The sequence below is a fragment of the Amycolatopsis sp. NBC_01286 genome, from assembly GCF_035982555.1.
Taxonomy (GTDB): Bacteria; Actinomycetota; Actinomycetes; order Mycobacteriales; family Pseudonocardiaceae; genus Amycolatopsis.
The window spans coordinates 4,424,989-4,442,168 of record NZ_CP108428.1; the positions used below are offsets into that span (position 1 = coordinate 4,424,989).

A 17,180-nucleotide genomic window follows, 5' to 3' on the forward strand; every position below is an offset into this window, starting at 1 on the left:
GCCGTGCCAAATTGATCCCATGAGCGAATACCCGAGTTATCCGGCTTCGTCCGACCCATCCGCTTCGAGCGCCGCCGCCCCGGCCCGGCCGAGCACCATCGAGGTCTCGTTCTGGGCGTTCATCGCCTCCACTGTGGTCAGCCTGATCGGCGGCATCCTGGTCTTCGGCAACAGAGACGCCCTGACCACCGCCACCCGCGACGCGAGCAGGCAGAACGGCACCGGCCTGACCGAGGCGCAGATCGACCAGGCGGTGACCATCGGCCTGGTCGTGGCGGTGGTGATCGCGGTCGTGATCGCGCTGCTGTACCTGCTGTTCGCGTTCAAGCTCCGCGCCGGCCGCAACTGGGCCCGCATCGTGCTGACGGTGATCACGGTGCTCCAGGTCCTGTCGGTCCTGGTCGGCCAGAGCACGTGGGTCACGTACGTGAGCGTCGTCGCCGCGGTGATCGGCGTGGTGTTCTCGTTCCTGGCCCCGTCGAGCGCCTACATCAACGCGAGGAAAGCCGTCCGCTGACCCCGCGGGCCGCGCCGCATCCCCCGGCGGCGCGGCCTGGGGTCACCCCGCTCAGCCGACGGCCGCTCGGGCGGCTTCGACGTCCGGGTGGATCTCCAGCATGTCGGCCAGTCCCAGCAGGGAGATCGGCCTCAACACCGCGCGCTGGCGGGTGACGAGGACGAACCTCGTGCCGGCCGCGTCGGCGGCGCGGTGGGCGTGGATCAGTGCCGTCAATCCGGTGGAGTCGCAGAACGTCACGTCGGTCAGGTCGGCGATCACCGGGGTCCCGGACTCGATCGCCGTCGCGAGCCGGTCGCGCAGCTCGCCGGAGACGGACGCGTCGATCTCGCCGGCCGCCTTCAGCACCGTCGCGGCGCCAGTGGACGTCAGCTCGAGCGCGAAGTTGACGCGGGCTGGCGGGCCTTCGATCACGGGTGGACTCCTCCGGGGGGTCAGCGCGGGATCACGCATGACGGAACCACGGCTGGTGTCTCAACCGTATTGACACGACCGTAGCAGCCGGGGCCGTCGGCGGCGCCGCTCCGGAGGCCGCGAAGCCGCGTACCGTGTGGAGGCGGCGACTGAGGAGGTCCTGGCGTGGATTGGTTCCTTGACCGGCAGGACCGCGCCTCCGCGTCGCTGCTGCGCCGCGAGATCACCGCCTACCTCAGCCGCCACGCGGTGGACCAGGCCGAGCAGATCGACGACGCCGCGTTGATCGTCGCGGAGCTGCTCGCGAACGCCTACGACCACGGCCGCGGCGACATCTGGGTGTCGCTCCAGTGGACCGAGGTCCGGCCGGTGCTCGAAGTGCACGACATGGGTGAGGCGTTCACGCTGCCGCGGGAGGCGCCGACGGCGGAGCAGTACCGCGGGCGTGGCCTGTGGCTCGTATCGCAGTTCTCCTCCGAGCTCGCGGTGGCCGCGAAGCGCGCCGGCGGGAAGTTCGTGCGGTCGGTGCTGCCCGTGGTCCGGCCGGTGGAGCTGACGCTCGACCTGCCCGCGCGCCGCGTCAGCCCGCTGCCCGCCATGTCCGAGGCCCGCCCCGAGGGCGGGTTCGGCCGCGAAAGCTTCCTGCGCGCCCTGGTCGTCCAGTTGTCGACGGCCGTCGAGCAGCAGCAGGGCCCGGAAGCCGCGCAGCGCGCGATCGCCCAGGTCGCGGCCGACATCGGCGGCCAGATGGAGCAGGAGTACCGCGACGCCATCGCCACGCAGGCGGCCCAGCTGGCGCCCGAGCAGATCGCCGAGTGCCTGGTCCGGCTGAAGGCGGCGATCGGCGGCACGTTCCAGGTCGTCGAGATCACCGGCGACCGCCTGGTGTTCGTCAACTCCGACTGCCCGTTCGGCGCGGCGGTGCGCCAGTCGCCGTCGTTGTGCCGCATGACGTCGTCGGTGTTCGGCGGCATCGCGGCCCGCAACGTCGGCGAGTCGGCGGTGACGCTGGAGGAGCGCATCGCGGTGGGCGATCCGCAGTGCCGGGTGGTGGTCCACCTGGGCGCGGCGGCGGCGAAGGCGGAGAACGCGCACCGCTACACCGCGAGCGCCTGACTCCTCGGCGGCGCCGGGGATCGAGGCGGTGGCCCCGGGTCTTGGCGGCATCGCGGCCCGCGTCGACGGTGACACTGGAGGAGCGCATCGCAGTGGGCGACCGCAGTGCCGGGTGGTAGTCCACCTTGGGTGGGGCGGCGAAGAAGGCGGAGAACGCGCATCGCTACACCGCGACCGCCTGACCTCTCACCGTCGCCGAGGATCGAGGCGGTAGCCCCGGGTCTCGGCGGCATCGCGGCTCGCAACGTCGGCGAGTCGGCGGTGACGCTGGAGGAGCGCATCGCGGTCGGCGATCCGCAGTGCCGGGTGGTGGTCCACCTGGGCGCGGCGGCGGCGAAGGCGGAGAACGCGCACCGCTACACCGCGAGCGCCTGACTCCTCACCGCCGCCGGAAGGCCAGCAGCGCGATGTCGTCCTCCGCGGCTTCGCCGAAGCGGTCCAGCAGCGTGTCGCACAGCGTCTCCAGCTCCGCGTCGTGGGTGACCGCCGTGCGGAGCAGGTCCATGCCGTCGTCGATGACGCTGCCTCGGCGCTCGATCAGGCCGTCCGTGACCAGCAGCACCAGCGTGCCGCGGTCGAGGGTCAGGGCCGTCGCCGGCGGGCGGGGCAGGCCGATGCCGAGCAGGGGCCCCGCGACCTCGACGTACCGGGCCCCGGCCGCGTCGGCCAGCAGGGGTGGGATGTGGCCCGCGCTGGCGATCTCCAGTGCGCCCGACGCGGGGTCCAGCACGACCAGGCAGAGCGTGGTGAGGCTGCGCGGGTGGTAGCGGCGCAGCATGGCGTCCAGCAGGTCCAGGATCTCGACCGGCCCGTGCCCCTCCACCGCGTACGCGCGCAGGGCGTGCCTGACCTCGCCCATCACCGTGGCCGCCTCGATGGAGTGCCCGACGACGTCGCCGACGGCGATCAGCAGGCGGCCGCCGATGTCGGAGACCTCGTAGAAGTCGCCGCCGATCTCCGCGTTGTCGCTCGCGGGGGCGTAGCGCGCGGCCATCTCCAGCTCGGGCCGGGCCGGGAGCTCGCGGGGCAGCAGGCTCTGCTGCAGCGTCAGCGCGAGCTGGTGCTCTTCGGAGAACGTCCGCATCGCCTCGCACGCCAGCGCGGTCGCCTGGCCCAGCTGCAGCAGCAGGTTGCGGTCGTCCTCGGACTTGATCCCGCGCGCCGCCACGGTGATCGCGACGGGCAGCCGGGACGGGTTCGGGTAGACCAGCGCCACCAGCGAAAGCCCGTCCGGGGACGGGAAGACCGAGGACGCCGGCGCGTCGGCGGCCACCGCCTTGGTGGCCTGCTCCAGCGCGCGCGGGGTGTCCGCGTGGACGACCGGGACCTCGGCGGCGTCCTCGGTGGTGGCGGAGCGCACCTGGCCGCGGTGGCTCGCGCTGACGACCGAGGCCGGGCCCTCGAAGATCGTCGCCGCCCCGGTGGCGGCCGCGGCGAGGACGTCGTCGAACGTGCGGGCGCTGTTCATCGCGAGGGTGGCGCGGGTCAGCCGGCCCAGCCGCAGCGCCAGCCGCTCGGCGTGGGTCCGGGCCCGGTAGTACCGCAGGGCGGCCTCGACGGTGGCCACCAGCTCGCCGGGGTCGACCGGCTCGATCAGGTACCCGTCCGCGCCGCGGTCGAGGCCGGTGGTGCGGTCCTCGACCTCGATGGCCGTGGCGGAGATGTGGATGACCGGCATCGCGGCCGTGCGCGGGTCGCCCTTGATCCGCTCGCAGACGTCGAACCCGCTCATGTCCGGCAGGTTGACGTCCAGCAGGACGATGTCCAGCTCCTCGGCGGCGATGGCGGTCAGCGCCTCCCGGCCGGTGCGGGCCTCGGTGACGCGGTAGCCGTTGCGGCGCAGCCAGCTGCTGGTCAGGTACCGGCTGGCCTCGAGGTCGTCGACGACCAGGATGCTGGCCCGGCCGGGTTCGCCGGGGGTGCTCATCCGGTCACCGTCCTCGCCACGACCGCGAACGCTTCACCGATGGCGAGCCGGAGGGTTTCCGGCGTGACCTGCGACTTGAGCAGCAGGCCCGCGCGGAGACCGGCCCCGGTCAGGTCCAGCCCGTCCGGCGGCGACGAGGTGACCACGACGACCGGGATGTCCCGCAGGCCGGGTTTCTCCCGCAGCACCTGGAGCACCTCCTTGCCGTTCATCCCGGGCATGAGCAGGTCGAGGAAGATCAGGCCCGGCCGGTGCTCGTCGAGGGCTTCAATGGCCTCCCGCCCGTCCGCGGCGTGCCGGACGTCGGCGGCGACGCCGTGGACCAGCCGGGCGAGCCGGTCCCGGAAGTCGGCGTCGTCGTCCACGATCAGCAGCGAGTCGACGCGGGCGGGCGAGGGCCGGCTCGGGTCGGGACGCGGCAGCCGGAGCACGACGGTGGTGCCCGACCCGTGCTCGCTGGCCAGCGTCAGCCCGCCGCCCAGGATCTCCGCGAGCCGGCGCGCGTAGGGCAGGCCGAGCCCGGTGCCCGGGGCCCCGGCCTGCAGGTCGTTGTGGACCTGGTGGAACTCCTCGAAGACGCGGTCCTGCTGGTCGGCCGGGATGCCGATGCCCGTGTCGGTGACGGTGAACCGGACGTCGCCGCCGTCGGCGTCGATCCGCAGCCGGACCTCGCCGCGCTCGGTGAACTTGAGGCTGTTGGACAGCAGGTTGCGCAGGATGCGGACGAGCATCGTCTCGTCGGTGACCAGCTGCGGTTCCGGGCCGGGGTCTTCGATCACCAGCTTGACCTCGGGCGAGGTCACCGTCGAGCGCAGGGCGCCCCGCAGCTGGAGGCAGACGGCGGTCAGGTCGACCTGGGTCGGCTGCGCGACCAGCCGGCCGGACTCGGCCTTCGCGGTGTCGAGCAGCTCGTTGACCAGGGAAAGCAGCGTCGACCCGGCGTCGTTGACCAGGCTCACCTGACGGCGCTGGTCGTCGGTGAGCGGATCCGCGCCGGGGCCGGTCAGCAGGCGGGCGAGGCCGATGACGGAGTTGATCGGCGCCCGCAGCTCGTGGCTGATGTTCGACCAGAACCGGGTCTTCGCCTCGCTGGCCGCCTTGAGCTGGCTCGACTTCTCGTTGAGCTCGGCGTAGAGGGCGACGACCCCGCGGTTCGTTTCCTCGAGCTCTTCGGAGAGTTCCTTGTACAGCGCGACGACCCCGTGGTTGGTCTCTTCGAGCTCCTCGTTGACCCGCATCAGCTCCTGGCTCTTCGCTTCGAGGCTCTCCAGGGTTTCGATCAGCTCCTGGTTCTGCGCCCGCAGCTCGTCCATCGGGGTGCTCACCCCGCGCAGCGCCAGTGCTTCGCGCAGCCGGTCGAGGTCGGCGGCCGTGGGCGTCTTCGCCGCGGGGGAGCGCAGCTTGTGCAGCGCGACGACGTTGCGGTCCGCCTCGCGGGTGACGCGCACGTCGTCCATCAGCCGGTCCGCGGTGGCCCGGCCGGACCTGAGCACGGCGTCGGCCGGGCCGCCGGGCCAGCCGAACTCGACGACGAGCGCGGGCGGCGCGTCCTTGAGGAGGAACCGGACGGTGGCCTGCACCCCGGCGTGGACGAGGTCACGCCCGATGTCGCTGAGCACGGTGGCGACCCGGATCTGGTCCTGGCTCTCCAAGCCCACCGCTTCGGCCACCTCGCGGCCGCACCGGCGGATCGTGAAGACGTCCGGTTCCGCGCCGACCGGCAACCGGATCAGCTCGTCGCGCTGCCGGGTGGTCATGGGCGGGGCTTGCCGACCAGCACGCCGGCGTCGTCGTGGCGGATCCCGGCGTCGCGCAGCAGCGCCGCCGCGATCGCCAGGGGAGTGGCGGCGAACAGCCGTTCGCGGCCGTCGACGCTCCACCGCTCGGTGAGGCCGTCGGAGTGCAGGACCACCGTCGAGCCGGGCGGCAGCGGGTAGTCGAACGCGCGGATCGTGCGGGCCTGGTGCCCGGCGACGCCGGGTGCGGAGATCATGCCCTGCTTGCGCCCGCCGGCCACGACGCAGCCGGCGATGTTGCCCAGGCCGGCGAACCGGACGGTGCCGGCCGCGGTGTCGACGTCCGCCACCGCGACCGCGCCGCCGCGGGTCCGGCGCAGGGCCTCGTGGATGTGCTTCACCACTGCCTCCGGCGGCTCGGTCGCGTGCTCGCGGAAAACGTCGGCGGCGGCGCGGGACGCCGCGGCCGCCAGCGGGCCGTGGCCCGATCCGTCACACATCATCAGCCGGAGCCGGCCGGGCTCGTGGTGCACAGCGTAGGCGTCGCCGCAGACTTCTTCGCCGCCGATCGGCCGGGTGATCCCGGCGAAGCCGGTCTCGGGGATCTCGGCGAGCGGGCCGCGCCGGGGGTGGAACCGCGCGGTGACGACGGTGCCGTGGCCGGGCTCGGAGAGCACCGAGGCCACGTCGGCGAGCCGGCGCACGGCCCCCATGCCGATCCCGAGCGTGCCGGCGGTGGACTCGCCGTCCTGGCCGGCGGCGACGGCGTCGGCCATGCCGGGGCCGCGGTCGATCGCGACGACCTCGACGGCGGCCTCGCTGACGCCCCGGACGGACCGGACGACCACGACGCCTTCGACGGCGTGCTTGGTGAGGTTCGTCGCGAGCTCGGTGACGGCCAGCCCGATCTCGGCTACCCGGACCTCGCCGAAGCCGAGCTGGCCGGCGAGCGTGGCGGCGGCGCGCCGGGCCCGGCCGTGCGCCGTCTCGTCTTCGACCCGGATCCAGGCGAAGTCCTCGGTGACGGGAAGGGAACCGGCGGTGGTCATCGCGCCCACTTGACGACGGTGATGTCCGTCCCGCGGCCGACCTCGGTGTCCAGGTCGAACTGGTCCACCAGGCGCTTCGCGCCGCCGAGCCCGAGGCCCATGCCCTTGCCGCTGCTCCAGCCGTCGGCCAGGGCGACGGTGACGTCCGGGATGCCGGGGCCGTCGTCGTGGAAGTGCGCCCGGACGCCCTTGCGGCGGCCGTCGGTGATCTCCTCGACGCGGGCCGTCCCGCCACCGCCGTAGATCAGGGTGTTGCGCGCGAGCTCGCTGGTCGCGGTGACCAGCTTGGTCTGGTCCACCAGGGACAGCTTGACCTGCAGCGCGTAGGCGCGGACGAGCTGGCGGACGCGGACGACGTCCTCGTCCGCCCGGATCACCTGCTCGTCCGTTCTGCCGGGGTCGGTCATCCCGTCACCGGAACGGGTTCCTCGTCCGGGCCGGCCGTGGTCCCGGCGCGCCGGGCGGCGAGTGAGTCGAGCACCTTGATCCCGCGCTCGAGGTCGAGCGCCGTGCGCACGCCACCCAGCGTCAGACCCAGCTCGACCAGGGTGATCGCCACGGCCGGGCGCATGCCGACGACGACGGTCTCGGCGTCGAACAGCTTCGACAGCGAAGCGATGGTCGCGAACATCCGGCCGATGAACGAGTCGACGATCTCGACCGCGGAGATGTCGATGACCACCCCGGACGCGCCGGTCGTGCTGATCTTCTCCGCGAGATCCTCCTGCAGGGCCAGCACGCTCTGGTCCTGCAGGTCGATCTGGATGGAGACCAGCAGCATGTCGCCGATCTTCAGGATGGGGACCCGGTCCATCAGCGCGTCCGCTCGCGGGTACGGGTCACGACGACGCCGTCACGCTGCAGGGCGTGGCGGAGCGCGTCGGCCAGCGTGGCCTTGGTGGTGATGTCGCCGAACTCGATCCCGAGCGCGACGATCGTCTGCGCGATCTGCGGCCGGATGCCCGAGATGATGCATTCGGCGCCCATCAGCCGCGCCGCCACGACGGTCTTGAGCAGGTGCTGGGCGACCTGGGTGTCGACGGCGAGCACGCCGGTGATGTCGACGATCGCGTGCTCCGAGCCGGTCTCGACCAGCGCCTCCAGCAGCTTCTCCATCACGACCTGGGTGCGCGCGGAGTCCAGGGTGCCCACCAGCGGCACGGCCAGCACGCCTTCCCAGAGCTTGACCACCGGCGTGGTCAGCTCGAGCAGCTGCTCGGACTGCTCCCGGATGATCTCCTCGCGGGCGGCGGCGTAGGTCTCGAACGTCCACAGCCCGAGGGTGTCCAGCAAGGAGGAAAACGCCAGCACCTCGCGGAACACCTGGGGGTCGGCGGCGTTCTCGGTCAGCTCGGACACGGCCTGCTTGAGGGCGAAGACGCCCGCGGCGGTCTCGGAGGGGCTGAAACCCTGGCGGGCCCGGCTGCGGGAGAGGTCGGCCAGCTGCGCCTTGAGCTCGGTGAACTCGGACCGGTCCAGACCACCGTCCAGGGTGATCACGGCGGCGATCGCGGTGTACAGCTCGCGCAGGTCACGCTCGAGCTCGGTGGTCGTCAGCCGCCCGCGCAACGCCGACCCGGCCAGCTCGGCCCAGCGGCCGACCAGCCGGTCGCGGTCCGTTTCGAACACCTCGGCCAGCCGGTGGACCGGCCCGCTTTCCGCTACCACGGTTTCTCCTTGCGACGTCACTTGTGGTGCTGACAGTAGCCGGTGGCCCCGGCCGGGTTTCCCGTCGCGAGGGGTAATCCCGATGGGGGTACCCGCGCACCGCAGTTGGTGCGTTATTCACGAAAGGGGGAGCGGTGTGATCGGCGCGGCACCGGGGTAGTCCGGGGAAATGACGATGACCAGGGCCTACCGCGGCGGCGAACTGAAGAAGGAGGGTTTTCCGGTCGAGCAGGTGTCGGATTTCCTCGCCGACGAGGACACGATCGTGTGGGTCGACCTGTGCGAGCCGACGGAAGCGGACCTCGCCGCGCTGACGGCGGAGTTCGGGCTGCACCGCCTGGCCGTGGAGGACGCCGTCCACGAGCACCAGCGCCCCAAGCTGGACCGCTACGACCGGCACGCGTTCCTGACCGCGTATTCGGCCGAGTTCGACCAGGAGAACGGCCGGGTGCGGACGTCGGAGCTGGCCGCGTTCGTGATGCCGCGCGCGCTGGTGACCGTCCGCAAGGACGACCGGTTCGCCATGGACGCCGTCGTCGCGCGCTGGGACGCCGCGAAGGACCTGGCCGGCTCGGGCGTGGCGTACCTGCTGCACGGCCTGCTCGACTACGTCGTGGACGGGCACTTCGAAGCCGTGCAAGCTCTCGACGACGAGATCGAACGCCTGGAGGACCTGGTCTTCGACGACCGCCCCGACCAGGCCGAGCTGCAGCGGCGCTCGTTCCGGCTGCGCAAGAGCCTGACCGCGCTGCGCCGGGTGGTGCTGCCGATGCGGGAGGTCGTGAACGCGCTGATGCGCCGCGACCAGCCGTTCTTCGACGAGGCGACCGCGCCGTACTTCCAGGACGTCTACGACCACGTGCTGCGCGCGTCGGAGTGGACGGAGTCGTTGCGGGAGCTGGTTTCCACGATTCGCGAGACGCAGCTGAACCTGCAGAGCAACCGGCTCAACCTGATCATGAAGAAGGTGACGGGCTGGGCCGCGGTGATCGCCGTCCCGACCGCGGTGACCGGCTTCTTCGGCCAGAACGTGCCGTATCCGGGCAGCGGGAGCTCGCTCGGTTTCTGGATGTCGACGCTGGCGATCGTGCTGTTGTCGGCGTTGCTGTTCGGTATTTTCCGCCGTCGCGACTGGCTCTGACGACTAGGCGGTGTCCTGCAAGTCTGCTCGATGGGCTTCGTGATCCAGGTGGTTCCTGACGGCGCGGGCGGGTCACCCTCGTACTGGGCCGTACTCGGGTGATCCCGCCCGTGCCGTCAGGGGCCGCCTGGGCGCGAAGACCGCGAGCTTGACTTGCAGGACACCGCCTAGCCGCGGAGCAGGACGAAACTGGCCCGCGCGACGGTCGTTCCCGCCGACGTCACCCGGCACGACGTGAAGACCGCGCGGCGGCCGACGCGGTCCACCGTCGTGGCCACTTCCAGCCAGCTGCCGACCGCGGCCGCGGAGAGGAAGTCGACCGTCGAGCTGACCGTGCGGACCACCGCGCCCTCGCCGATCGCGTGGCGCGCGGTGCGGCCGGCGGCGATGTCGGCCAGCGTCATCAGGAAGCCGCCGTGGGCCGTGCCGAGCGTGTTGCGGTGCTCGTCGCGGACGTGGACCCCGAGCACTCCGGCGTCGTTGACGTGCAGTGGTCCCACCAGCCCCGAGAACGGCGACGACTCCAGCACCACGAAGCCCGGCGGCGGGGTGTTCACCGGGCCGCCTGGAGGAGCCGGGCGAGGCGGTCGAGGTCGTCCTCGAGGTCGATCGACGGGTCGAGCAGCCACTGCGCCTGCAGGCCGTCGGACGCCGCGATCAGCACCCGCGCGGCGAAGTCCGCGTCGACCGGCGGCGTCTCGGGCCGCGGTGACCGGGTGAACTTGCGGGCGAGGATCTCGCGCAGCTCGCGGTAGCGGCGCGTGAAGAACCCGTGGGCGGCGTGTTCGGGGTCGGGCGCGGCCGCGGTCATCTCGAGGAAGAGCCGGACGAGGCCGGGCGTCTTGGCGGTGTGCGCGGTCACCGCGGCGAGGTCGTCGAGGGGGCCGTCCGGGTCGAAGCTCGCGCGGTCGGCCGCGTCGCGCTCGGCGAGGATCGCCACGAACAGCTCGTCACGGGCCGGGAAGTAGTGCAGCAGCCCGCGTTCGCTCAGCCCGGTCCGCTTCGCGATGGCCCGCAGCGACGGCCCGGTGCTGTCGCTCTCGGCGTAGGCGGCCAGCGCCTCGCGCAGGATCTGCTGCCGCCGGGCGATCCCCTTGGCGTACGGGCCGCGACGTGTCGGTTCGGGCATGGGCCGACGGTACCGGGAAATTGAAAACACAGCATCGCTGGGTTTTCGTGTACCGTCCTCGCCGTGGAGAGATCGCCGATGATCGACGCGCGCGCCTTGCGGCTGGGCCGCCTCGGGCCGTTGCTGCTGCTCGGCCAGCTGGCCTGGGCCGCGCCGGGCGCGGCGAGCGGCACCCTGCTCGCGGCCCTGCTGGCCGGCGTCACCCCCGCGCACAAGGTCGGCGTCTTCACCGCCTACGCCGTGGCCGGCGCGGTGACCAGCGCCGCCGGCACCGTGCTCGGCGGGCTCCTCTCGGACCGGACGCGCAGCCGGCTGGGCCGGCGGTCGCCGTGGCTGCTCGGCTCGGCCCTGCTGGCCGCAGTGGCGCTCACCGCGGCCGGGCTCACCAGCGATCTCGTGCTGGTCGGTGCCTGTTACGCGGTCTTCCAGCTCGGCGTCGGGACGTGGGTGGCCGCGTTGTCGGCGCTGATCCCCGACCACGTGCCGGCCGGCTCGGTCGGCCGGGCGTCGGCGTTCGCCGGCTTCGGCTTCCTGCTCGGGCAGACCGCCGGCGGGGTCGTGGCGGGCGCGCTGGTGACGACGCCGGCGCGCGGGCTGATCGTCGTCCCGTGGCTGATGGTGCTCGTCGCGGTCGTCCTCGCGCTCGCCGTACCCGGGCGCGACAACCGGGACGAGCCCCGGCGGATCGCCCGGCGCGACCTGGCGCTCCCGGCGTCGCGCGACTTCTGGCTCGCGTTCACCGGGCGGTTCCTGTTCATCTTGGCGATCCTGATGATCACGACGTTCCAGCTCTACCTGCTCACCGACTACCTGGGCCTGCCCACCGCCGAAGCCGGCCGGGTCGTCGGCCTGGCGACGCTGCTGGTGGGCGTGCTCTCGGCCGTCTCGGTGATCGTCGCGGGGGTGCTGGCCGACCGGCTCGGCCGGCTGAAACCGGTGGTCGGCGGGGCGCCGGTGCTGCTGGCGCTCGGCCTGGTCCCGCTGCTCGTCGCGCCGGGGCTGGGCACCGAGCTGGTGTTCTTCGGGATCGTCGGGCTGACGCTGGGCGCGTACCTGGCGGTCGACCAGGCCCTGATGGTCGCGGTGCTGCCCGATCCCGACACGGCCGCGCGCGACCTCGGCGTGCTGAGCATCGGCTCGACGCTGCCCGGCGTCGTCGCGCCGATCGCCGGCGGCCTGCTCGCCGGCGCGGCCGGCTACCTGGCGATCTTCGTGGTCGCCCTCGTCCTGGCGGTGGCCGCGGCCGCCGTCGTCCTCGGCATCAGGAGTGTGCGATGACCTTCCCGCCCGGTTTCCTCTGGGGCGTCGCGACCGGCGCCCACCAGACCGAAGGCGGCAACGTCGCCAGCGACTGGTGGTACCGCGAGAACCGGCCGGACTCGCCGGTCGCCGAGCGCTGCGGCGACGCCGTCGACAGCTACCACCGCTGGCCCGAGGACCTGGACCTCGCCGCGGGCGCGGGGTTCACCGACTACCGCTTCGGCATCGAGTGGTCCCGCGTCGAACCGGCCGACGGCCACGTCTCGCACGCCGCTGTCGCGCACTACCGCCGGATCGTCGAAGGCGCGCGCGAACGCGGGCTGCGGCCCCTGGCGACACTGCACCACTTCACGCTGCCGCTGTGGTTCTCCGCGGCCGGCGGCTGGCTGCGACCCGATGCCGTGGACCGGTTCCTGCGGTACGTCGACGCGCTCGCGCCCGTCCTCGACGCCGGCGTCGAGCGTGTGGAGACCATCAACGAGCCCAACATCGTCGCCATCTTCCCGAAGCTGACGGCGGCCGGGGAGCTGGCCCACGGCCTGCCCGAACCGGACGCGGCGACGACGGCGGCGATGATCGCGGTCCACCGGTCCACTGTGGACCGACTGCGGGCGAACCACCCGGGCCTGCTCGTGGGCTGGGGCGTCTCGGTGCAGGACTACCAGGCCGAACCCGGCGCCGAGGCGGCGCTGGAGGCTTACGCCGAGCCCCGCGACCAGGTCTTCCTGCGGGCGAGCGCGGGCGACGACTTCGTCGGCGTCCAGACCTACACCGGCGGCCGGCTGCGCGCGGACGGCACGGTGGCCGAAAACCCGGCGGCCGAGCGCACGCAGACCGGCTGGGAGTACACGCCCGGCGCCCTGGGCGGAGCCGTGCGACGGGTGGCGCGCGTGGCCCGCGACGTCCCGATCATCGTCACCGAAAACGGCGTCGCGACGGCGGACGACGACCGGCGCGTCGCCTACACGACCGGAGCGCTGGAGTCGTTGCGCGAAGCGATGGCCGACGGCGCCGACGTCCGCGGCTACTTCCACTGGAGCCTGCTCGACAACTGGGAGTGGGGCCACTGGGGTCCGACGTTCGGCCTGGTCGCCGTCGACCGCACGACGTTCGCGCGCACGCCCAAGCCGTCGCTGAAGTGGCTGGGCGGGCTCGCGCCGTCGAGGATGGACGCGTGACCCCCGAAGACGCCGGCCTCTCGCCGGCCGGACTGGACCGCGTCGACGCCGCCGTGCAGCGGCAGGTCGACGACGGCGTGATCGCCGGCGCCGTCACGCTGGTGGCGCGCCACGGCGAGGTCGTGCGCACCACGGTGCTGGGCCGCGACCGCCGGTTCCCGCGCAAGCCGCTGCGGACCGACACGATCTTCCGGATCTTCTCGATGACGAAACCCGTCACCGGCCTGGCCATGTCCATCCTCGCCGACCGCGGGCTCTGGAAGCCGGCCGACGCCATCGCCGAGCACCTGCCCGAGCTGCAGGACCTGCGCGTCGTCACCGGGTTCGACGACCGCGGCCGCCCGGTGCTCGCCGACCCGGTGCACCCGCCGACGATGCTCGAGCTGCTGACGCACACCGCGGGGTTCGCCTACGGCTGGGACAAGGCCGACCCGATGACCCGGCTCTACCGCGCCGAACGGCCGTTCCGGGCCACGAGCCTCGACGACTTCGTGGCGCGCGTGAGCCGGCTCCCGCTGGCCTACCAGCCGGGGACGAGCTGGCGCTACAGCCTGTCGATGGACCTGCAGGGCGCGATCATCGAGCGGCTCAGCGGCCAGTCGCTGCCGGACTTCTTCCGGGAGCACATCTTCGAGCCGCTGGGCATGACCGACACCGCGTTCCACACCCCGCCGGAGAAACGCCGGCGGCGGGCGGCACTGCACTTCACCGGCGGCCCGGTCCGGCTGCTGCCGATCCGGAACCCGCTCTACCGCGACTCCGCCACCCCGCCCGCGGCGGCGATGGGCGGCATGGGCCTGGTCTCCACGATCGGCGACTACGCGAAGTTCGCCCAGCTGCTGCTGAACCGCGGCGAGTGGCACGGCCGCCGGATCGTCAGCGAAGAAGCTCTCGCCGCGCAGATGTCGAACCAGCTGCCGGAATCCTTGCTGGAGAAGGGTTTCCACGCCGGGCACATGGACCTGCGGCCCGGGTTCGGCTACGGCTACGACGGCGCGGTGTTCCACGACCCGGCCCTGGCCGGCGCCCCGGTCGGGCGCGGCACCTACCAGTGGGACGGCGCCGCGGGCACCTGGTTCTGGGTCGACCCCGAGCACGACCTGCTCTACGTCGGGATGATCCAGCTGCTGTCGTACGCGGCGCCGCCGCTGCAGAAGATCACCCAGGCGCTGATCGCCGAAGCGCTGCTCGACCGGTGACCGCGACGTTCCCGCTCGGGCCGTTCGAGCCGAGCCCGGCCAACCCGATCCTGCGCCCGCGCGGTACCGGCTGGGAGTCGGCGAACCTCTACAACCCGGCCGCGATCGTCGTCGGCGACCGCGTCGCGCTGCTCTACCGCGCGCACGCGGCCGACCGCGTCTCCCGCATCGGCCTCGCCTGGAGCGCGGATGGCATCCGGTTCGACCGCGAAGACGACCCGGTTCTGGTCCCCGCGCACGACTACGAGCGGGCCGGGTGCGAAGACCCGCGGATCACGCGGGTCGGCGAGACGTACTACCTGACGTACACCGGCTTCGACGGCGCGCAGGCCCAGCTGTGCCTGGCGACGTCGGCCGATCTGCGCACCTGGACGAAGCACGGTCCGCTGTTCCCGGGCTTCAACACCTGGCGAACCTTGCCTTACGGGCCGGACAAGCCGTGGAGCAAGGCCGGCGTCATCCACCCGGAGAAGCTCGGCGGCCGCTACTGGATGTGGTTCGGCGAAGGCACGATCCACGCGGCGACGTCGGCGGACCTGCTGCACTGGACGCCGGTCGCCGGCGACGAGCACCCGATGCACACGCCGACCCCGGGCGAGTGGGACGCGACCCTGGTCGAGATCGGCGCCCCGCCGGTCCGCACCGACGACGGCCTGCTGGTGTTCCTGACCAACGGCGCGACCGCGACGTCGCCCACCGAGGTCCACTACCGCTGCGGCCAGATCGCCGTGGCCGCAGCGGATCCGGCGACGGTCGTCGCGCGCACAACCGAGCCGTGGCTGCGCCCGACGAGCTTCGAGGACACCCACGGGATGGTCTCGAACGTCACGTTCGTCGAGGGCCTGGTGCACTTCCGCGGCCGGTGGTTCGCCTACTACGGCCAGAGCGACACGACCCTGGCCGTCGCGATCTGCTGATCACCGTCGTTCCAGGACGACGATGGGGATCTCGCGACCGGCTGCTTTCTCGCGGTACTCCGGGAAGTGCGGCCAGAAGGTCTCCGCGATCCGCCACCAGCGGTCTTTCTCCGCACCGTGCACTTCGCGCGCGCGGACGGCGAGGACGTCGTCGTGGTCCTGCACGCGCACGAGGGGATCGGCGAGGACGTTCCGGTACCAGGCGGGGTGCTCGGGCGCACCCCCGGCGGACGCGACCACGGCGTAGACGCCGTCGTGCTCGATCCGGATCAGCGGGGTCTTGCGGACCTTGCCGGTCTTGGCGCCGGTGGTGGTGAGGATGACGACGGGCTGGCCTTCGAGCGTCCCGCCCTCACGGCCACCGGTGGCTTCGTACCGGTCAACCTGCTCGCGAACGCGGTCACTGGGGCTGGGTGCGTAATCCATGGTTCGTGCTCCTGTCTTCAGATGGCGGTGCGGCCGCCGTCGGCGGCGATGGTCGCGCCCGTGACGTAACTGGCCTTCGGGGACGCCAGGAACGCCACCACTTCGGCGATCTCCGCCGGGTCGGCGGCCCGCTTCATCGCGGTCGTCTCGGCGAGCGCGTCGAACAGGTCGCGGGCCTCCGGGCGGGTGTACACCGGGCCCGGCGCGACGGTGTTGAAGCGGACGCCCCGGCCGCTGTACTCGGCCGCCCAGCCGCGAGTCAGGGCGGCGAGCGCCGCCTTGGTCGCGCCGTACGCGGCGCCGTTCACCAGGCCGACGCTGCCCGCCATGCTGCCCAGCGAGATCACGCTGCCCGACCCCCGGGCCGCCATCGCCGGGGCGAACGCGGCCACCAGCAGGAACGGCGCACGGACGTTGCCGGCGAACATCGCGTCGTAGTCGGCGAGCTTCAGGTCCTCGGTCGGCGCCCAGACCGACTGGCCGGCGTTGTTGACCAGGACGTCGACGTCGCCGACGTCGGCCGCGAGCCGCTCGATGGCGGCCGGGTCCTCGAGATCGGCCTCGACGAACCGGGCCCGGCCACCCGCGGCGGTGATCTCCTCGACGGTCTCGGCGCCGCGGCGGGCGTTGCGGCCGACCGCGATGACGGTCAGCCCGTCGGCGGCCAGCTTCTTCGCCACGGCTTTGCCGATCCCGGACGTCGCGCCGGTGACCAGGGCGGTAGCAGGCTGAGCGGACATGGTCGGCACCTTCCGAAGTCGTCATCCAGACCGGTCTGTCTGGCAAGAATCAACCTAGACAGACCGGTCTGGATGCGTCAAGGGTGACGCTCGCCTCAGCGCAGACAGACCGACCTGTCTGCTATGGTTTGCGCATGTCCGAGAAGGCGCCGTCACCCCGGGAACGCAGCGCGGCCGCGCGAGCGCGGCTGCTGGCCGCCGCCGACGAGCTGTTCTACGCCGAGGGCGTGCAGTCCGTCGGCATCGACCGGGTCATCGAGCACGCCGGCGTCGCCAAGGCGACGCTCTACAGCGCGTTCGGCAGCAAGGACGGCCTCGTCCGCGCGTACCTGGAGGCGCGGCACGCCGCCACGGCCGACCGGATGGCCCGCGAACTCGAAACCCGTTACGCCACGCCGAAAGAGCGTCTCGTCGGCGCCTTCGAGGTACAGGGCTTGTCGTTCACCGAGCCGGGGTTCCGGGGCTGCGCGTTCGTCAGCGCGAGTGCCGACGCCGCGCCGGGCGGCGTGGTCGAGGAGACCGCCGCCGACTACCGCACCTGGCTGCACGACCTGTTCTTCGACCTCGCCCAGCAGGCGCGCGCGACGGACCCGAAGCTGCTCGCGCAACAGCTGGTGCTGCTCTACGACGGCGCCGGGATCAGCGCGTGGATGGACCGCGACCCGAGCGCCGAATCGGCCGCTCGCGGGGTCGCGGCCGCCTTGGTGAGCGCCGCCGTCCCGGACTGATCACGTCGCACCGGCGAAGGCGACGACTGCCTCCA

General features: G+C 72.6%; 19 protein-coding genes. 8 read left to right on the plus strand and 11 right to left on the minus strand.

Annotation, left to right across the window (positions count from 1 at the left end; all coding sequences use genetic code 11):
• Nucleotides 1-19: 19 nt before the first annotated feature.
• Nucleotides 20-517 carry a hypothetical protein gene (locus OG570_RS21410; RefSeq protein ID WP_326943837.1) on the plus strand — a complete coding sequence of 166 codons (498 nt, stop codon included), beginning with the start codon at nt 20-22 and terminating at the stop codon, nt 515-517.
• Between the two features lie 51 nt (nt 518-568).
• On the opposite strand, the gene OG570_RS21415 is transcribed toward OG570_RS21410, so the two are convergent.
• Nucleotides 569-931, minus strand: coding sequence for an STAS domain-containing protein (locus OG570_RS21415; RefSeq protein ID WP_247056443.1), 363 nt, complete (start codon nt 929-931; stop codon nt 569-571).
• 165 nt (nt 932-1,096) lie between these two features.
• Here OG570_RS21415 and OG570_RS21420 point away from each other — a divergent pair, with 165 nt between their 5' ends.
• Complete coding sequence (locus OG570_RS21420) at nt 1,097-2,047, plus strand: methanogen output domain 1-containing protein (protein WP_326943836.1); 951 nt, start codon at nt 1,097-1,099, stop codon at nt 2,045-2,047.
• A 379-nt stretch (nt 2,048-2,426) separates the two neighbouring features.
• On the opposite strand, the gene OG570_RS21425 is transcribed toward OG570_RS21420, so the two are convergent.
• Genes OG570_RS21425 through OG570_RS21450 form a run of 6 tightly spaced genes read right to left on the minus strand, consistent with a single transcriptional unit; the run spans nt 2,427 to nt 8,427 of the window.
• Nucleotides 2,427-3,974: a fused response regulator/phosphatase gene (locus OG570_RS21425; RefSeq protein ID WP_326958701.1), complete on the minus strand. Its 1,548-nt coding sequence runs from the start codon at nt 3,972-3,974 to the stop codon at nt 2,427-2,429.
• Nucleotides 3,971-5,731, minus strand: coding sequence for an ATP-binding protein (locus OG570_RS21430; RefSeq protein WP_326958703.1), 1,761 nt, complete (start codon nt 5,729-5,731; stop codon nt 3,971-3,973). Before OG570_RS21430 ends, OG570_RS21425 begins: the two co-directional genes overlap by 4 nt.
• A complete protein-coding gene (locus tag OG570_RS21435) occupies nt 5,728-6,759 on the minus strand; it encodes a SpoIIE family protein phosphatase (protein WP_326958705.1) in 1,032 nt (343 codons plus the stop codon). The genes OG570_RS21430 and OG570_RS21435 overlap by 4 nt, the downstream gene beginning before the upstream one ends.
• Entirely contained in the window at nt 6,756-7,166 is a 411-nt protein-coding gene (locus tag OG570_RS21440; protein WP_326958707.1) for an anti-sigma regulatory factor, read from the minus strand. The genes OG570_RS21435 and OG570_RS21440 overlap by 4 nt, the downstream gene beginning before the upstream one ends.
• Complete coding sequence (locus tag OG570_RS21445; protein ID WP_326958709.1) at nt 7,163-7,573, minus strand: STAS domain-containing protein; 411 nt, start codon at nt 7,571-7,573, stop codon at nt 7,163-7,165. Before OG570_RS21445 ends, OG570_RS21440 begins: the two co-directional genes overlap by 4 nt.
• Nucleotides 7,573-8,427: an STAS domain-containing protein gene (locus OG570_RS21450; RefSeq protein ID WP_326958711.1), complete on the minus strand. Its 855-nt coding sequence runs from the start codon at nt 8,425-8,427 to the stop codon at nt 7,573-7,575. The genes OG570_RS21445 and OG570_RS21450 overlap by 1 nt, the downstream gene beginning before the upstream one ends.
• A 169-nt stretch (nt 8,428-8,596) precedes the next feature.
• Here OG570_RS21450 and OG570_RS21455 point away from each other — a divergent pair, with 169 nt between their 5' ends.
• Entirely contained in the window at nt 8,597-9,568 is a 972-nt protein-coding gene (locus tag OG570_RS21455; protein ID WP_326958714.1) for a magnesium transporter CorA family protein, read from the plus strand.
• 167 nt (nt 9,569-9,735) lie between these two features.
• On the opposite strand, the gene OG570_RS21460 is transcribed toward OG570_RS21455, so the two are convergent.
• Nucleotides 9,736-10,125, minus strand: a complete 390-nt coding sequence (locus OG570_RS21460) for a PaaI family thioesterase (protein WP_326958716.1) — start codon at nt 10,123-10,125, stop codon at nt 9,736-9,738.
• On the minus strand, nt 10,122-10,697 hold the full coding sequence (locus OG570_RS21465; RefSeq protein WP_326943826.1) for a TetR/AcrR family transcriptional regulator: 576 nt from the start codon (nt 10,695-10,697) through the stop codon (nt 10,122-10,124). Before OG570_RS21465 ends, OG570_RS21460 begins: the two co-directional genes overlap by 4 nt.
• Nucleotides 10,698-10,760: 63 nt before the next feature.
• On the opposite strand from OG570_RS21465, the gene OG570_RS21470 reads away from it, so the two are divergent.
• From OG570_RS21470 to OG570_RS21485, 4 genes are read left to right on the plus strand one after another with little or no spacing between them, the layout of a single operon-like run.
• On the plus strand, nt 10,761-11,975 hold the full coding sequence (locus OG570_RS21470; protein ID WP_326958718.1) for an MFS transporter: 1,215 nt from the start codon (nt 10,761-10,763) through the stop codon (nt 11,973-11,975).
• Complete coding sequence (locus OG570_RS21475; RefSeq protein ID WP_326958720.1) at nt 11,972-13,135, plus strand: glycoside hydrolase family 1 protein; 1,164 nt, start codon at nt 11,972-11,974, stop codon at nt 13,133-13,135. The genes OG570_RS21470 and OG570_RS21475 overlap by 4 nt, the downstream gene beginning before the upstream one ends.
• Nucleotides 13,132-14,334, plus strand: a complete 1,203-nt coding sequence (locus tag OG570_RS21480; RefSeq protein ID WP_326958722.1) for a serine hydrolase domain-containing protein — start codon at nt 13,132-13,134, stop codon at nt 14,332-14,334. Before OG570_RS21475 ends, OG570_RS21480 begins: the two co-directional genes overlap by 4 nt.
• Entirely contained in the window at nt 14,331-15,251 is a 921-nt protein-coding gene (locus tag OG570_RS21485; RefSeq protein WP_326958724.1) for a glycoside hydrolase family 130 protein, read from the plus strand. Before OG570_RS21480 ends, OG570_RS21485 begins: the two co-directional genes overlap by 4 nt.
• On the opposite strand, the gene OG570_RS21490 is transcribed toward OG570_RS21485, so the two are convergent.
• Both OG570_RS21490 and OG570_RS21495 read right to left on the minus strand, forming a co-directional pair.
• Complete coding sequence (locus OG570_RS21490; RefSeq protein ID WP_326958726.1) at nt 15,252-15,677, minus strand: nitroreductase family deazaflavin-dependent oxidoreductase; 426 nt, start codon at nt 15,675-15,677, stop codon at nt 15,252-15,254. It lies immediately after the preceding gene.
• A gap of 17 nt (nt 15,678-15,694) precedes the next feature.
• On the minus strand, nt 15,695-16,417 hold the full coding sequence (locus OG570_RS21495; RefSeq protein ID WP_326958729.1) for an SDR family NAD(P)-dependent oxidoreductase: 723 nt from the start codon (nt 16,415-16,417) through the stop codon (nt 15,695-15,697).
• 134 nt (nt 16,418-16,551) lie between these two features.
• On the opposite strand from OG570_RS21495, the gene OG570_RS21500 reads away from it, so the two are divergent.
• On the plus strand, nt 16,552-17,145 hold the full coding sequence (locus tag OG570_RS21500) for a TetR/AcrR family transcriptional regulator (protein ID WP_326943819.1): 594 nt from the start codon (nt 16,552-16,554) through the stop codon (nt 17,143-17,145).
• Nucleotides 17,146-17,180: the final 35 nt, after the last annotated feature.

Coding starts and splice junctions, on each gene's coding strand:
- OG570_RS21410 (WP_326943837.1), top strand. CDS start 20: ATGAGCGAATACCCGAGTTATCCGGCTTCGTCCGACCCATCCGCTTCG.
- OG570_RS21425 (WP_326958701.1), bottom strand. CDS start 3,974: ATGAGCACCCCCGGCGAACCCGGCCGGGCCAGCATCCTGGTCGTCGAC.
- OG570_RS21430 (WP_326958703.1), bottom strand. CDS start 5,731: ATGACCACCCGGCAGCGCGACGAGCTGATCCGGTTGCCGGTCGGCGCG.
- OG570_RS21435 (WP_326958705.1), bottom strand. CDS start 6,759: ATGACCACCGCCGGTTCCCTTCCCGTCACCGAGGACTTCGCCTGGATC.
- OG570_RS21440 (WP_326958707.1), bottom strand. CDS start 7,166: ATGACCGACCCCGGCAGAACGGACGAGCAGGTGATCCGGGCGGACGAG.
- OG570_RS21445 (WP_326958709.1), bottom strand. CDS start 7,573: ATGGACCGGGTCCCCATCCTGAAGATCGGCGACATGCTGCTGGTCTCC.
- OG570_RS21455 (WP_326958714.1), top strand. CDS start 8,597: ATGACGATGACCAGGGCCTACCGCGGCGGCGAACTGAAGAAGGAGGGT.
- OG570_RS21465 (WP_326943826.1), bottom strand. CDS start 10,697: ATGCCCGAACCGACACGTCGCGGCCCGTACGCCAAGGGGATCGCCCGG.
- OG570_RS21475 (WP_326958720.1), top strand. CDS start 11,972: ATGACCTTCCCGCCCGGTTTCCTCTGGGGCGTCGCGACCGGCGCCCAC.
- OG570_RS21490 (WP_326958726.1), bottom strand. CDS start 15,677: ATGGATTACGCACCCAGCCCCAGTGACCGCGTTCGCGAGCAGGTTGAC.
- OG570_RS21495 (WP_326958729.1), bottom strand. CDS start 16,417: ATGTCCGCTCAGCCTGCTACCGCCCTGGTCACCGGCGCGACGTCCGGG.
- OG570_RS21500 (WP_326943819.1), top strand. CDS start 16,552: ATGTCCGAGAAGGCGCCGTCACCCCGGGAACGCAGCGCGGCCGCGCGA.